Origin of the sequence: Proteus columbae (assembly GCF_009914335.1) — a bacterium.
In the GTDB taxonomy this organism is placed as follows: Bacteria; Pseudomonadota; Gammaproteobacteria; order Enterobacterales; family Enterobacteriaceae; genus Proteus.
On record NZ_CP043925.1, the window covers coordinates 23,419 to 38,620 of the forward strand.

At 39.7% G+C, this 15,202-nt stretch carries 17 protein-coding genes; 10 read left to right on the top strand and 7 right to left on the bottom strand.

Going from position 1 to position 15,202, the window contains the following annotated elements; translation table 11 throughout:
• Positions 1-42 precede the first annotated feature (42 nt).
• Together rph and pyrE are read left to right on the top strand one after the other, a co-directional pair.
• Positions 43-759: a ribonuclease PH gene (gene rph, locus F1325_RS00085; RefSeq protein WP_160230850.1), complete on the top strand. Its 717-nt coding sequence runs from the start codon at positions 43-45 to the stop codon at positions 757-759.
• Between the two features lie 81 nt (positions 760-840).
• Complete coding sequence (pyrE, locus tag F1325_RS00090) at positions 841-1,485, top strand: orotate phosphoribosyltransferase (protein WP_109373372.1); 645 nt, start codon at positions 841-843, stop codon at positions 1,483-1,485.
• Between the two features lie 308 nt (positions 1,486-1,793).
• Here pyrE and slmA read toward each other — a convergent pair whose 3' ends face one another.
• The 3 genes from slmA to coaBC all read right to left on the bottom strand — a co-directional run bounded on the left by slmA (position 1,794) and on the right by coaBC (position 4,162).
• Complete coding sequence (slmA, locus tag F1325_RS00095; RefSeq protein ID WP_109373373.1) at positions 1,794-2,396, bottom strand: nucleoid occlusion factor SlmA; 603 nt, start codon at positions 2,394-2,396, stop codon at positions 1,794-1,796.
• Between the two features lie 112 nt (positions 2,397-2,508).
• Positions 2,509-2,967, bottom strand: a complete 459-nt coding sequence (gene dut / locus F1325_RS00100; protein WP_006534255.1) for a dUTP diphosphatase — start codon at positions 2,965-2,967, stop codon at positions 2,509-2,511.
• Positions 2,951-4,162 (bottom strand): bifunctional phosphopantothenoylcysteine decarboxylase/phosphopantothenate--cysteine ligase CoaBC, encoded by a 1,212-nt coding sequence (coaBC, locus tag F1325_RS00105; protein WP_109373374.1) that lies wholly within the window; start codon positions 4,160-4,162, stop codon positions 2,951-2,953. The genes dut and coaBC overlap by 17 nt, the downstream gene beginning before the upstream one ends.
• A gap of 302 nt (positions 4,163-4,464) precedes the next feature.
• On the opposite strand from coaBC, the gene radC reads away from it, so the two are divergent.
• From radC to F1325_RS00140, 7 genes are all read left to right on the top strand, one after another.
• Positions 4,465-5,136, top strand: coding sequence for a RadC family protein (gene radC / locus F1325_RS00110; protein ID WP_109373375.1), 672 nt, complete (start codon positions 4,465-4,467; stop codon positions 5,134-5,136).
• A gap of 247 nt (positions 5,137-5,383) precedes the next feature.
• Entirely contained in the window at positions 5,384-5,620 is a 237-nt protein-coding gene (gene rpmB, locus F1325_RS00115) for a 50S ribosomal protein L28 (protein ID WP_036914542.1), read from the top strand.
• 11 nt (positions 5,621-5,631) lie between these two features.
• Entirely contained in the window at positions 5,632-5,799 is a 168-nt protein-coding gene (rpmG, locus tag F1325_RS00120) for a 50S ribosomal protein L33 (RefSeq protein WP_006534250.1), read from the top strand.
• A 149-nt stretch (positions 5,800-5,948) separates the two neighbouring features.
• A complete protein-coding gene (locus F1325_RS00125; RefSeq protein WP_160229845.1) occupies positions 5,949-7,076 on the top strand; it encodes a glycosyltransferase family 4 protein in 1,128 nt (375 codons plus the stop codon).
• Between the two features lie 138 nt (positions 7,077-7,214).
• Positions 7,215-8,216, top strand: a complete 1,002-nt coding sequence (locus F1325_RS00130; protein ID WP_109373377.1) for a glycosyltransferase family 9 protein — start codon at positions 7,215-7,217, stop codon at positions 8,214-8,216.
• A gap of 3 nt (positions 8,217-8,219) precedes the next feature.
• Positions 8,220-9,323, top strand: coding sequence for a glycosyltransferase family 4 protein (locus F1325_RS00135; RefSeq protein ID WP_160229846.1), 1,104 nt, complete (start codon positions 8,220-8,222; stop codon positions 9,321-9,323).
• Positions 9,323-10,492, top strand: coding sequence for a glycosyltransferase family 4 protein (locus tag F1325_RS00140; protein ID WP_109373441.1), 1,170 nt, complete (start codon positions 9,323-9,325; stop codon positions 10,490-10,492). Before F1325_RS00135 ends, F1325_RS00140 begins: the two co-directional genes overlap by 1 nt.
• Position 10,493: 1 nt before the next feature.
• Here the strand turns inward: F1325_RS00140 and rfaL are convergent, their stop codons facing one another.
• On the bottom strand, positions 10,494-11,747 hold the full coding sequence (gene rfaL, locus F1325_RS00145; protein WP_160229847.1) for an O-antigen ligase RfaL: 1,254 nt from the start codon (positions 11,745-11,747) through the stop codon (positions 10,494-10,496).
• A gap of 101 nt (positions 11,748-11,848) precedes the next feature.
• On the opposite strand from rfaL, the gene mutM reads away from it, so the two are divergent.
• The gene (gene mutM / locus F1325_RS00150; protein WP_109373442.1) at positions 11,849-12,673 is read left to right on the top strand and encodes a bifunctional DNA-formamidopyrimidine glycosylase/DNA-(apurinic or apyrimidinic site) lyase; all 825 of its coding nucleotides are present in this window, start codon (positions 11,849-11,851) and stop codon (positions 12,671-12,673) included.
• Here the strand turns inward: mutM and coaD are convergent.
• From coaD to waaA, 3 genes are read right to left on the bottom strand one after another with little or no spacing between them, the layout of a single operon-like run.
• Positions 12,670-13,155, bottom strand: a complete 486-nt coding sequence (gene coaD, locus F1325_RS00155; RefSeq protein WP_109373380.1) for a pantetheine-phosphate adenylyltransferase — start codon at positions 13,153-13,155, stop codon at positions 12,670-12,672. The genes mutM and coaD overlap by 4 nt on opposite strands.
• Complete coding sequence (locus F1325_RS00160; protein WP_160229848.1) at positions 13,145-13,924, bottom strand: glycosyltransferase family 2 protein; 780 nt, start codon at positions 13,922-13,924, stop codon at positions 13,145-13,147. Before F1325_RS00160 ends, coaD begins: the two co-directional genes overlap by 11 nt.
• Positions 13,924-15,201 (bottom strand): lipid IV(A) 3-deoxy-D-manno-octulosonic acid transferase, encoded by a 1,278-nt coding sequence (gene waaA, locus F1325_RS00165; protein ID WP_075673244.1) that lies wholly within the window; start codon positions 15,199-15,201, stop codon positions 13,924-13,926. Before waaA ends, F1325_RS00160 begins: the two co-directional genes overlap by 1 nt.
• Between the last annotated feature and the right edge of the window lies 1 nt (position 15,202).

Consider the following 15,202-nt stretch of genomic DNA (forward strand, 5'->3'; position numbering starts at 1 on the left):
ATAATGCGCCCCCAATATGTCAGAGAAAGCGGAGATAACACCATGCGTCCAGCAGACAGACAAGCAAACCAAGTACGTCCTATTACCATTACTCGCCACTATACAAAACATGCTGAAGGTTCTGTATTAGTCGAATTTGGTGATACTAAAGTCTTGTGTAATGCCACTGTAGAAGACGGTGTACCTCGTTTTCTGAAAGGACAAGGGCAAGGATGGGTGACCGCAGAATACGGCATGCTTCCTCGCGCAACAAATAGTCGTAATGCTCGTGAAGCGGCTCGTGGTAAACAAACGGGTCGTACTATGGAGATCCAGCGTTTAATCGCTCGCTCATTACGTGCCGCGGTTGATTTAAAAGCATTAGGTGAATTTACCATCACTGTAGATTGTGATGTTATCCAAGCGGATGGCGGTACACGTACTGCATCTATCTCTGGTGCTTGTGTCGCATTAGTTGATGCTTTAAATAAAATGGTTGAAGAAGGCAAACTGAAAAAAAACCCTCTGAAATCAATGGTAGCTGCAGTCTCTGTGGGTATTGTTGATGGTGAACCATTATGCGATCTTGAATATGTTGAAGATTCAGCAGCAGAAACAGACATGAATGTGGTGATGATCGATGATGGTCGTATGATTGAAGTTCAAGGTACGGCAGAAGGCGCACCATTTAGCCATGAAGAATTACTTGCTTTACTCGCCCTTGCGAAGGGGGGATTAGAGAAAATATTTGAAGCGCAAAAAGAGGCGCTTAAGCAATAAATTCTATTTTTAAAGGCGACTGAGAAGTCGCTTTTTTTATGCCTAAAATTTGTCATCAAGTAACGTAGAGAGGAGAAAGAAATGAAAGCCTACCAACGCCGCTTTATCGAACTAGCATTAGCAAAAAATGTCCTGAAATTTGGTGAGTTCACGCTGAAATCAGGAAGGGTGAGTCCTTACTTTTTTAATGCCGGTTTATTTAATACAGGGCGTGATTTGGCTTTGCTGGGGCAGTTCTATGCGCAAACATTATTAGATAATAATGTGTCTTGTGATGTGTTGTTTGGACCTGCTTATAAAGGGATCCCTATTGCAACTACAACGGCAGTCGCATTGGTTGAACATCATGATATCGATATCCCTTACTGTTTTAATCGCAAAGAGGCTAAAGATCATGGTGAAGGAGGAACATTAGTAGGAAGCCCATTGAAAGGTAATGTAGTGATTGTTGATGATGTCATTACAGCAGGTACTGCAATTCGTGAGTCAATGGAAATCATCAAACAGCATGATGCAACGCTTTCTGCGGTGTTATTAAGTTTGGATAGACAAGAGAAAGGGCGAGAAGAACTTTCTGCAATACAAGAGTTAAAACGTGACTATCAATGCCAAGTGTATTCGATTATTACTTTGGATGATTTAATTAGCTACCTAAGTGAGAGCAAGACTCTGTCTGAGCATTTACCTGCGGTTAAAGCTTATCGTGAACGCTACGGTGTGAATTAATAAAGTTAATACGCGATAAACGAGTTGACCGATTATAGATAAAAAAAAGCCCTCGCCCAATTATGGGCGGGGTGAGTAGTACAATGAATCTTCTGCGACAATTATCACAGATATTGAAATATAAAAAGGACTTTTACAGCAGGGGCAAAGCGAGTCGCTAATGCCACAATGTAGGAACTGCACGAGTGCCATTCCTGATAAATACATTTAGGTAACTCTGTACCAGAGGACGCATGTTAACACAAATAAGAAAAAAACGGCATATCTGTAAATTTCAAATTGTTGAGTTAAATCACGAGTCCATCATTTCATTGTAACTGTGCCAAAATTAATGGCCAGCGGGCTTCAAATTCTTGAGTGGGTTGATAGCGAAATTCTGTGCGTACAAAGCGCGCTAGCATGCCTTCACAAAAAGCGAGTAATTGTGAAGCAAGTAATGCTTCATCATGTAAGAAGGCACTCCCTTCACGAATTTTACGTTCTTTGATAACTTGTCGAAGCTGGACTTCAATGCGTTCATAAAGCTGGTTTATTCGCCCTTGTAATCTGTCTTGTTCAAACATCAAAGCATGACCCGTTAAAATACGAGATAACCCTGGATTTTTTTCAGCAAAACCAAGGATCAAGACAAGAATTAAGCGAATTCTTGCCACAGCATCTTTTTCGTCTTTTAAAATCAAATTAATACGAGAGACTAAGCTATCTTCGATAAACTCAATTAAGCTATCAAACATTTTGGTTTTACTTGGAAAATGTCGATAGAGCGCAGCTTCAGATACACCAACAGTAGCGGCAAGCTTCGCCGTTGTAATGCGCTGACTACCGTCACTTGATTCCAACATTTGGGCAAGTGACTGTAAGATTTCATCCCGTCTATTTCTTTTCTTTTTGGTTTCTTTTTCTTCTGCCATGACTGATAAGGCCCCTGCTAAAAGCAAAACAAATCAGTAAACCTTTGCACTAAGGTTTTTAGTGCAAAGGGAGTGATATCGTCATTGATATAATTAATGCAAGACGTCTTTATTATTGGCGGCCAGAGTGACCAAAGCCACCGCTACCACGTTCCGTTGCAGTAAAATCTTCAACAATATTAAATTCAGCTTGAACTACGGGCACGATGATCATTTGAGCAATACGTTCACCCGGTTCGATGGTGAACGCTGTTTGACCGCGATTCCAAACTGATACCATAAGTTGACCTTGATAATCAGAATCAATCAGACCAACTAAGTTACCCAATACAACACCGTGTTTATGGCCTAAACCTGAACGAGGAAGCACCATTGCTGCTAATCCTTCATCGGCAATATGTACAGCAAGACCTGTAGGTAATAATTCGGTTTGCCCTGGTTCAAGAACCAATGGTGCATCAAGGCAAGCGCGTAAATCTAAACCAGCAGAGCCTGTTGTGGCATAAGCAGGAAGTGGATATTCTTGACCAATACGTGCATCAAGGATTTTAACATCAATTTTTTTCATCATAATGTTTGGCTATCTCGTCAAGTAGGCGATGGCTAAGTTGTGCTTTACTACTGTGTGGTAAGCGCGTTTCTCCATTAGCCCAAATAAGGTGTAATGCATTATTGTCACTGTTAAAGCCTTGATTTTCTGCTGAAACATCATTGGCACAGATCAAGTCGAGCTGCTTTTGTTCTCGTTTTTTGCGGGCATATTCTTCCACATTCTGGGTTTCAGCTGCAAATCCAACAACAAAAGGACGGTGTTCAACCATTTTTCCAACACTCGCGACAATGTCGGGGTTTTTTACCATAGTGATGGTGACTTCATCACCTTGTTTTTTTATTTTTTCAGTCGCGATAAGTTTAGCGCGGTAATCGGCAACAGCTGCACAACCAATAAAAATATCTTGTGAAGGTGCGATTAACATCACTTGTTCGTACATTTCTTGTGCGCTTTCAACGTCAATACGTTTAACACAAGTCGGTGTCGGTAATGTGACAGGTCCTGCGATAAGCGTGACATCAGCCCCACGTAATGCGGCTGCATGTGCAATTGCAAACCCCATTTTTCCTGAGCTATGATTGCTGATAAAACGCACTGGATCTAAGGCTTCACGAGTAGGCCCTGCGGTTATCGTGATTTTTTTACCTGCAAAATCTTGTGGCGGTAAAGCAAGTTGTTTTTCAGCTAATGCGACGAGAGTTAGAGGATCTAACATTCGTCCTGGGCCTACATCACCACAAGCTTGACTACCAGAGTCAGGCCCCCAAATTAAACAGCCACGTTGTTCTAAAGCAGATAAATTTTCTTGTGTAATTGTGGCTCTGTACATTTGCTGATTCATTGCAGGCGCAATAGCGATAGGCGCGCTACTCGCTAAACAGAGTGTGGTAAGTAAATCATTTGCCATACCCACTCGCAAACGTGCAATAAGATCGGCAGTCGCGGGTGCAAGTAGAATTAAATCAGCCCATTTACCTAATTCAATATGTCCCATAGCGGCCTCTGCCGCTGGATCAAGTAAATCATCAGCAACAGGAAAACCAGAAACCGCTTGTAGTGACAAAGGCGTCACAAATGCATGAGCAGCGGGTGTCATTACAACTCGTACAATTGCGCCTTTATCACGTAAACGGCGTACAAGTTCTGGTGCTTTATAGGCCGCGATACCACCACTGATACCAAGAATAATCTTTTTGTCGTGAAGTGTAGTCATGATGAAATGCCTAAGTACATAAATAATTGCCCGTAATTTTACCACAAGGTAATCGTGAATTCGGAATTCTATGTAACTTCATGTTTTATAGATTAAATTTTTGAGATTCATCTCGCATAAATTTGATATGTGTCTTTTTTATACAAGATTAGTAGTTTATAGTAAATTAACTGTATAAAACAACAGTTGTTTTGCGATTGGCATTTAATGATGAGTGATGTTTCTCCTAGATCTTAATGCCTATGTGAATAAATAAAATAGATCATTAATACCACTACCTTTACTTATTAAGGAGTCCACGGATGGAAAATCAATCGATTAGTGAACTTTTACCTAGAGAAAAACTATTACTTTATGGCGTGGAATCACTCACTGATATTGAGTTATTGGCGCTCTTTTTACGCACCGGCACTTATGAAAAATCTGTATTAGAGCTTGCTGCTTTTTTACTTAAAGAATGTGGCTCTCTTTATCACGTTATTAATGCTGATTATGAAACATTAGGGCGTTTTAAAGGTGTTGGCGTGGGAAAGTTTACCCAGTTGCAAGCTATCAATGAAATGGCTCAGCGTTTTTCTACAATACAATTTATGTATAAAAATGTACTTTCTTCTTCTGAAGACACAAAGCATTACTTGCAAAAATTACTTCATTGGCGAGACCGAGAAGTGTTTGTGGTGTTGTTTCTTGATAATCAAAACCAATTGATTGCATTTGAAGAAATGTTTAAAGGAACAATTAACCGAGTAGAGGTTCATCCGAGAGAAATTGTCCGTCAATCGATAAAAAAGAATGCAACATCTATCATTCTTGCTCATAATCATCCCTCTGGTCATTCAGAACCAAGCCTTGCAGATAAACAATTGACTGAAAAAATTTTTACTGCTTGTCAGTTGGTTGGCATAAATGTACTCGATCACCTTGTGATAGGGCATGATAACTGTGTTTCTTTTGCAGAACGTGGTTGGTTATAGCAAATATTTTTGTAATTATTGTCAATCTTTATTTGTACGGGTCTTGAGCGTTGAGGCCATTGGGCGTATACTACGCCACCTTTGAGGATCTTGGGTTTGGCGAGAAGAGCCTATCTCAGCAAGTTTTTTCTGAGGTGTTTACACAGTTTTTCAATCGTTAAAAGTTGCTGAGATGGGCTCCAAAGCCTGACGAGGCGGTCAAACCTGATATTAAAGCTCGAGCTGATTAGATTTTTGGAGAATAGACATGTCCCGAGTCTGCCAAGTTACCGGCAAGCGTCCTGTGAGTGGAAACAACCGCTCTCACGCATTAAACGCGACTAAACGCCGTTTTCTGCCAAACCTGCACTCTCACCGTTTCTGGGTTGAGTCTGAGAAACGTTTCGTAACTCTGCGTGTATCTGCTAAAGGTATGCGTGTGATTGATAAGAAAGGCATCGAATCTGTATTAGCAGATTTACGTGCCCGTGGTGAGAAGTTCTAAGGAGCTGAAAAATGGCTAAAGGTATTCGCGAGAAAATTAAACTCGTTTCTTCTGCTGGTACAGGTCACTTCTATACCACTACGAAGAACAAACGCACTATGCCAGAAAAACTGGAAATGAAAAAATTCGATCCAGTTGTTCGTCAACATGTGCTTTATAAAGAAGCTAAAATTAAATAATTTTAGTTTTCTTAAAAAACCCGACCTTAGTGTCGGGTTTTTTGTTATCTGGAGCCCGCTAAGTATAACAAAGTAAAGCTATTGTGATCTTCGCTTACTCTTTAGCTATACTATGGCTCTTTTAAAATCATCGGGTGAATGGATTGCGGATGAGCAAGTCAGTATTATCAATATTACACACAGAGTCATCTTGTGGCTGGGGTGGTCAGGAAATTCGTATACTGACGGAATCTCAAGGCATGATCCGCAGAGGGCACCGAGTTGCATTAGTGTGTTGTCCTACATCTAAAATTGCGAAGGCTGCACCGGATTATGGTATTGAGGTTTTCACTCTACCGATTGAAAAAAAACGCAGTTCAGCATTAAAAGCACTTCGCCAATGGTTAAAGTCACATCGTCACCAATTTGATGTTATCAATACCCATAGTTCAACTGATGCATGGTTAGTTGCCGCTTCTTGTGTCACATTACGTCATTCACCCGTAGTTGTTCGAACTCGTCATGTTTCTACGGATGTTTCACGTTTATTACCAACACGATGGCTTTATCTTTCATCTTGTGCGCATGTCGTGACAACAGGTGAGAAATTACGCCAGACACTCCATCAGCATAATAAATTTCCATTAGAAAAAATGACCTCAGTTCCTACAGGAATTGATTTGCAACGTTTTTTTCCACAAGATAAACAGCAAGCCAGAGAAAAAATTGGCATACCTAATAAACCAACATTAGGGATTGTTGCTACCATGCGAGTATGGAAAGGGCATAAATATTTAGTAGAAGCATGGAAATTGTTACATCAGCAGTTTCCAGACTGGCAATTAATTTTTGTAGGTGATGGCCCTCAGCGTAAAAACCTAGAGCCAATGGTGAAAGAGGCTGGTTTAGAACAGAGTATCTTTTTCCTTGGTAATCGTAATGATGTACCAGATTGTTTAAATGCAATGGATCTCTTTGCGTTACCCTCTTTTGGTAATGAAGGTGTACCACAAGGTATTATGCAGGCGATGGCATGTGGTTTACCTGTCGTGTCAACTACGGTTGGCGCGATTAGCGAAGCAGTTATTGATGGTAAAACAGGATTTACATTAGTACCGCAAGTACAAGAATTATTAACCCGTCATTTAGCTAAATTAATGAGCTCAGATAAATTGCGTGAACAAATGGGACAAGCAGCGCTTGAACATGCCGTTTCACGATTTAGTTTGGATAATATGTTAGATAAGATGGAAAGGATCTTTATTCAGGCAATCAACGATAAAAATAAATCAGTATGATTCATGTTGATAATAAAGCCGTGAAACGATTATCTCTATTATCAACTTGGTGTATTCATCTTATTGATGAATATTTGTAATACTTTTTAGTGTATAGTCTGAGAAGTAAATGTATCATTTAAGCCAAATAAAAAGCATATGGATCCGAAAAATATATTGGTTATAGCGGTAGCGCGTTTTGGTGATACATTACTTATCACTCCCGTTATTCATGCCTTAAAACAGCGCTGGCCCAATGCTCATATTCATGTATTTGCACATAAGCGTAGCGCATGCATTCTTGAGCATAACCCTGATATTGATAGCATTAGGCATTTTTCTAAAAAAAGGGCGGTTTGGACTGGTTGGTTACCTCATAAGCCTTATGATTTGGCTTTGGTATACGGTAATGATCGTGATTTGGTGAATTATGCTCGTCGCCAATCTCATCATACCGTTGCTTTTGCTGATATTTCTCAGCAACAAGGCAATGTGACTTGGGTTGCTCGTCCCAAGTCGCCGATAGTTGCACAAAAAGAACGTGCCTTATTAATTAATGCATTAGGGATTTATCCGAGTTGTTGGCAATTGCGTTACTTTATCAATGAGGAAGAAGCGACTTTTGCACAACAGTTTTTAAAAGATAATTCATTAATTAATAAGAATATTATTGGTTTTCAACTGCAAAGTTTTCCAGCTAAAGCCTATCGAGATTGGCCTGTGGAAAATTTTCTACAATTAGCAAAACAGATTATTACCCATGACGCGAGTGCGTACTTTTTGCTATTAGGTAGTAAGGAAAGTGAACAATTATCCATTGATTTAGCTAAACAAATGGGTGAACAGCATTGTTTAGCCTTAGCGGGTCGAGTTTCAATGCGGCAAAATGCGGCAATTATGGCGAATTTATCGCTTTATGTTGGGGTAGATACAGGTCCCACACATTTAGCTGGGGCTTTAGATATCCCAATGGTGGCGTTATATCATAGTTATCACCCAGGGTGTTATTTAGCGCCATTACAGCATTCTTGTTGTCAGGTTATCCAGCATCCAACGTCGTTGGACAATGCCCGCCGTGAAGATAATATGGCTGATATATCAGTCGAAGAAGTGTGGGGTGCAGTGCGTAATATCATTGATGGAATGAAGGTGAAAAAGTAATCCATGAAGATCGGTATAATTGATGTCACAATCACCATGTCTTATGGCGGGATCCAAACAGCGGTTTGGGAACTGGCTAAGCAATTGCATGATGCGGGGCATGAAGTTCATCTTTATGGTGGTAATGGCGATATTCGACACAATCTGGCGGGACGCCAAATACAGGTACACACTTATCCTTATACACCGCGAGATAAAGTTATCGATCTTGGTGGTCGTTTTCGTCGTATTGTTGAGCGCTACACTTTTGCACGACACGCTAAAAAAGATGTTATCAGTCAAAAATTCGATTGGGTTATTTTAACGAAACCTTTTGATTTTTTTTGGCCTTCTATGATGCCTAAATCATCCTCAACGCGTTTTTGCTATATGAGTGGAGGCACCAGCTTTTTTAAAGGTGATCGCAGATTAGGTAAAAAGATTTCAGCATGGGTAGCATGTAGCCATTTTAATGCTTGGCAAATCCAACATCATTTTAAGCAATTCCCTAGTGTGATTTATAATGGTGTGGATATTGAAAAATTTAAACCTATGACTACCTCGTTACGTGAGCGATTAGGAATAGGTGAGTCTACTTTTTTACTCTCATTTGCTGGACGATTAGTTGGTTGGAAAGGCTTGAGTGTCGCAATCGATGCCATTGAAAAGCTGAAAGGTGAAGATGTTAAGCTCTTGATTATCGGTACGGGTGATGATCTAGAGCGATTGAAGAGTAAATCGGTAGCGAAAGGCATTGCTGAACAAGTTATTTTTCATCAACCCGTTGAGCATAACCAATTACCTGAATTTTATGCAGCAAGTGATGCTGGTATTTTCCCAAGTACTGGGGATGAAGCATTTGGCATTACGATTGCAGAAGCGATGGCATGTGCTAAACCGGTTATTGCTAGCCATATCGGAGGTATTCCCGAAGTTGTCGGTAATGAAGGTACCGCTGGGGTTTTAGTCGCCCCAGGTAGTGCAGATGAAATTGTGATGGCAATTAATCATCTTCGCGAATTACCCGACAGAGGTAAAACAATGGGCGAGAATGCACGTTCACGTATAGAAACACGTTATACTTGGCAACATTCTGCACAACGTTTATTACAGACATTGGCGTCATAATAATGAAGATTGCCTATCTTGATCCTTACCCAGTTCCTGACTTACGAGTTGCTTCATTGCAAATTTTGCAAAATGTTGATGCTTTTGCCAGAGCGGGTGCACATGTCACTTTAGTTACACCAAAAGGACAATATCGAGATAGCGATATATTAGGTCGTTCAATCCATGCTAATGCAAGTTTAGTTTCCTTAAGAGATATTCGTCGTAAATGGTATTTTCCATTTAATTCACAAAAACTTTTCTCATTACAGATAGCGCGTTGGGTTAAGCAAAATAACGTTGATGCATTGTTTACTCGTAATTTAAAACTGGCTTGTTATCTTTGTGAAAGCTATCCAGAAATTCCCCTTTTTTTTGAAAGCCATGAAATATTTGCGCAATCTTTTGCCGAGTCTCATTCATTTGAGAAAAAAAAGAATCGTGCTAAATACCATAAATTATTAAAAATGGAGAAATTGGTTTACAGCCAAGCGACAGGTATTTTCGTTCTTACTTCATTACTCAGAGATGATATTGTTTCGCAATATCAAGTTACTACACCAATAACGGTTGTCCCTGATGGTGTTGATTTGCATGCCGCGATGGATTATCAGATTACTCCTCCTTTATTAGATAAAACTATAACTGAAGTGCTGTATTTAGGTAGCCTGCATAAATGGAAGGGTATTCCTACCATGATGCGAGCAATGAAATATCTTGATAACGCACGGTTGAATATCGCAGGGGGAACGCCAGAGCAGATCGGAGGATTAACCTTATTAGCGCAAGAAATGGATGTAAAAGATAAGGTCAATTTTTTGGGGTTTATTGATCCGAAAAAACGCTTTGAAGCGATTGCCCAGCACGATATCTGTGTGCTCCCGCTCACGTTAACCAGTATTGGAAGCCGTTATACTTCACCACTTAAGTTATTTGAGTATATGGCGATGGAAAAACCTGTGGTGATTTCAGATTTTCCTTCAATCCGTGATGTTGTAGATGAAAAAGCGGTAAGTTTTGCAGATAGTGGCGATGCACAAAGTTTTGCAAAACAGATAATACAGTTAAGAGATAATCCACAACGAGCAAGTGAAAAAACCGCCCATGCCCGCTCATTAGTTGAAAACTATTACAACTGGGATAAACGGGCTGAGGTTATTCTAAAGACAATAGAGACGTTAATTCAGTGATCTATTGCTGTTTATCTAACAGTGTTGCTGATTGATTATTGAGTAAAGCATGTCGCAACGCCAACATTAATCCCACCAAAATACCCACCTGATTGATATAGGCATTTTCAAATAATCCTCGCAGTACATAAACACCGAGGAAAGACATAAGTAATACAAGGGATGCTTGGCGAATAATACCTTGGTTTTTTCTTATTAACTGAATACTTTGGGCAATAATGGAAGAGCAAAAATAGAAAATACCAATCAACCCTAAAATACCGCCTGCAAACCAGAAAGCTAAAAAGACATTATGGGGACCTCTCGATTTTTTAAATACCCAGTGCGGGTTATCTCTCACTAGAGGATCGTAAATATTATGAAAAATCTGATTACCGTAACCATAACCTTTTATTGGGTTTTGTTTAATAAGCTCTAATGCGGAGCTTTGTGTTCCATTACTGAATCTTTTTCCACTATTTAGTTGAAATAATTTAGATTTAAGCTCACCATTAATAAAATTATTATTTAGATAAATTGCAGATGCTGACAATAGTATACAACTACTTAAGATTACAATAATTAGATATTGGCGATTAATAATTAAGGTGAGCGATGTAATAATTACTAATGCTATCCATGCCCCCCGTGCTAAAGTTCCTAGCATTATAAAAATAAATAATGCACTAATTAAAATTAATAAAAACCAATTAATAATAGAGTTTCTTTTTTTTAAAATAAGGGAAGATAAAATGATTGGGAAGAAGAAAAGTAGGGCATAAGATATCTCTCTATGTGCTGTTTGGCTTTTTTGCGTAAATGGAGAAATTCCTTTCTGATACTCCAAATAATACTGCACCAGTTCCTTAGCCATAATCACCAATAGCCCAATTGCAAAAGCTATCATCACCATCTTTGCAATATCGGTAGGTTTTTCTTTATATAATACGATCGGAAAAGTTACCGCAAAAAGCAGTAAGCCATTTAGTATCGGCTTATTAATCTCTTTAATACTAATACTAGGTTCGACAGAAATTAGGATGGAATAAGCAATCACCAACAATAAAAATAGCAGTGAGAATGACAGATTATTTTTAAATATCTTGCAGATAGTTTTAAAATCACGCACCAGATACCACAGTGCGGTTGCACCAATCAATCCCATCACAATATTTTTATAGCGAGTGATATCTGGTAAGTAGATCAATATAATGTAAAGCCCAATAATGGATAAATTCCACAGGGATTTTTTACTATAGTCTTTAAACACCATCATAATAATCTGCCATCATCCTTTATACTTTTGATAGAGTGGCGATCATACAATAAAAATGTGTTTATCGCTGTATCTCTTATCTGATAATCATGGAGCAACTTGTGCCTGAATTACCGGAAGTCGAAACCAGTCGCCGAGGTATTGAGCCTCATCTTGTGGGCAATGTGTTGCACTATGCCATTGTACGTAATAGCAAATTACGTTGGCCTGTTTCAGAAAAAATAAAAACGTTACTGGATGAGCCTATTTTAAGTGTAAAGCGACGTGCTAAATATTTGCTAATCGAGCTTAATACAGGGTGGATCATTATTCATTTAGGAATGTCAGGGAGTGTTCGTATTCTATTAGAGGAACAACCTGAAGAGAAACATGATCATATCGATTTGATTTTTCGTGATGGTAAAGTGCTCCGCTATACCGACCCACGACGCTTTGGTGCTTGGCTATGGTGTGAAGACTTAGCCACAAGCTCTGTATTAGCGCATTTAGGGCCAGAGCCACTTTCTGATGAATTTAATGCCGAATATCTCTATCAACAATCCAAAAATAAAAAAACGGCGATAAAACCGTGGTTAATGGATAATAAATTAGTGGTTGGTGTAGGCAATATTTATGCTAATGAGGCACTATTTTCATCAGGAATTATGCCAGATAGAAAAGTCAGTAGTTTAACGCAAGAAGAATGTGCAGTTCTTGTCACGGCGATTAAGCGCGTATTAACCCGTTCTATTGAACAAGGTGGCACAACGCTAAAAGATTTTCTGCAGTCAGACGGTAAGCCAGGTTATTTTGCGCAAGAGTTATTTGTTTATGGGCGTAAAGACAAGCCTTGTTTAATTTGTGGTCAACCGATAGAAAGTATTAAACAAGGGCAACGTAGCACATTTTTCTGCCGACATTGCCAACATGGTGAAAATGAGCGCTAAATTTTACCGAGTTTTTTTAGCATGGCGGTGGTGACAACTTCAGGTAAAAACGTAGAGACATCACCGTCATGGCGCGCCACATCTTTAATTAAAGATGAAGAGACAAATGAAAGATTTTGAGAAGGCAGTAAAAATACACTATCAAGATCAGGCGCAAAGTGACGGTTCATATTCGCAAGTTGCCATTCATATTCAAAATCAGAAACAGAGCGGACACCGCGAATTAAAATGGTGGCTTGTTGTTGCTTAGCAAAGTTAGCCATCAGTTCACTAAATCCCACCACTTCAACATTAGGTAAATGGCTTGTCACTTCTTTGGCTAAATTAACCCGCTCTTCTAAGGTGAACATAGGATTTTTACGGGCGCTATCAGCAATCGCTAATAAAACAGTATCAAACATACCTGCCGCACGCGTTAAAATATCAATATGACCATAAGTGATAGGATCAAAGGTTCCGGGATAGATAGCTTTATTTTTCATGATTTACAGTCTTCTGGCTGAGTTCCCATAAAGAGGCGTATTTATTAAAGGTATACTGTGCGTTAACAAATGCCAGTATTAATCCCTGTTTCCCGTCTAAAAACCCCATTCTTAACAACCATGTCTTAAAAAAAGCACCAGCAGTATGGCTTAAGATAGAACCATAACTTGTTGTTCTACCTTGTTGATGGCGCTCTTTTGCCCATTCGGAGGCATATTTTAGCTGTTTTTGCTGAAATTCCATTAAATCACGGCAGGTAAGATGCAGTAGATCACCTTGCAAGGTTTTTACTGTTGCACCTTTTGTTTCTAATGATTCATGCACTAAATTATCATTATATTGATAATGCTCACGGGCATATAAACGTGTCACTTTATCGGGATACCAACCGCTGTGTTTCATAAATCGCCCCATAAATAAGTTACGGCGAGCACAGTTATAAATGACATTTTCTTCAGGTTGTTGCAATACTGCGAGGATACTGCTTTTGAGTTCAGGAGTGACACGTTCATCACTATCAATCATAAAAATATAATCACCAGAGGCATATTGCTGCGCTAACTGGCGTTGTTTACCAAACCCAGGCCATTCACTGTTTACAAAGACTTTCGCCCCTTTCTCTGTCGCAATACGGTAGGTGTCATCTTGGCTACCAGAATCTAATACAATGATTTCATCAGCCCATTGTACTGAGTCTAAGCATTCACCAATGATATCAGCTGCATTTTTGCTGATCATCACTACAGAAAGGCGCTTACTTTGGCTCATTAGTGACTCCGTGGAGGAAGATAAGGTGAAAGTAAGGTAAGTAAACGCAGTAATGCCCCTTGATTTTCATGAAGCACTTCAACTGCATGACGACCATAATAACGGCGATAATCTTCATCATTAAGCAATGAAGCAATAGCAGTCGCCATCGATTCACTGTCTGTAACCGTAATTAATCCTTCAGCTTGATCAAGTTTGGCACAGATATTTTTAAAATTAAAAGTATGAGGTCCCATGATAACAGGGATAGCGTGAGCAGCGGCTTCTAAAGGATTATGACCACCACGCTCAACCAAACTCCCGCCAACAAAGGCTAAATCTGCAATACCATAGAGCAACATAAGCTCGCCCATTGTATCGCCAATAACCACTTGCGTTTGTGCATCTGGCACAGCATCGGTACTTCGTAAGGTATATTTTAACCCTGCTTCGCGTGTTAATTGTTCGGCTTTAGGAAAACGCTCTGGGTGGCGAGGTACTAAAATTAACAAAAGCTGAGGAAATTGTGTCAGTAGCTTTTTATGTGTCTCTAAAATAATGGTTTCTTCACCCTCATGGGTACTTGTTGCTATCCAAACCGGGCGGTGAGCAGCCCATTGACGGCGCAAAGCAACCGCTCTTGCGGCTAACTCTGGGGTGACAGAAATATCAAATTTTAGGCTACCTGTAACATGTAAATGCGAACGTTTTAAACCAAGCTCGATAAATCGTTCACCATCTTCCTGATTTTGAGCGGCAATCAAAGTGATTTTTTGGAGCATCGTTTTGACAAAGCTGCCCAATTTTTGGTAACCCGCAGCAGAGCGTTCTGATAAACGTGCATTAGCAATAATCAACGGGATTTTTCGTTGATGAAGTTTTGAAATCAGGTTAGGCCATAACTCCGTTTCCATAATGATCACCAATTTGGGGTCAACTGTTTTAAGAAAACGATTAACTGACCCCGGTAAATCATAAGGAAGGTAGACATGGTAAACATCATCACCAAATGCAGAACGCACACGTTCTGAGCCAGTTGGTGTCATAGTAGTGACGGTAATGGGCAAATCAGGATAGTGATGACGAAGGGCTCGAACAAGCGGCACTGCGGCGAGTGTTTCACCGACAGAAACGGAATGCAATAATATACCCTGAGGGACGACTTTGCCTTTGCAAAAGCCATAGCGCTCTCCCCACCGTTTACGGTAGGCGGGTGCTTTACGGCTGCGTAATAAAAGACGCAACCAAATCAGAGGTTGGATAAGGTAAAGAAGTACCTGATATAAACGCAACAACATG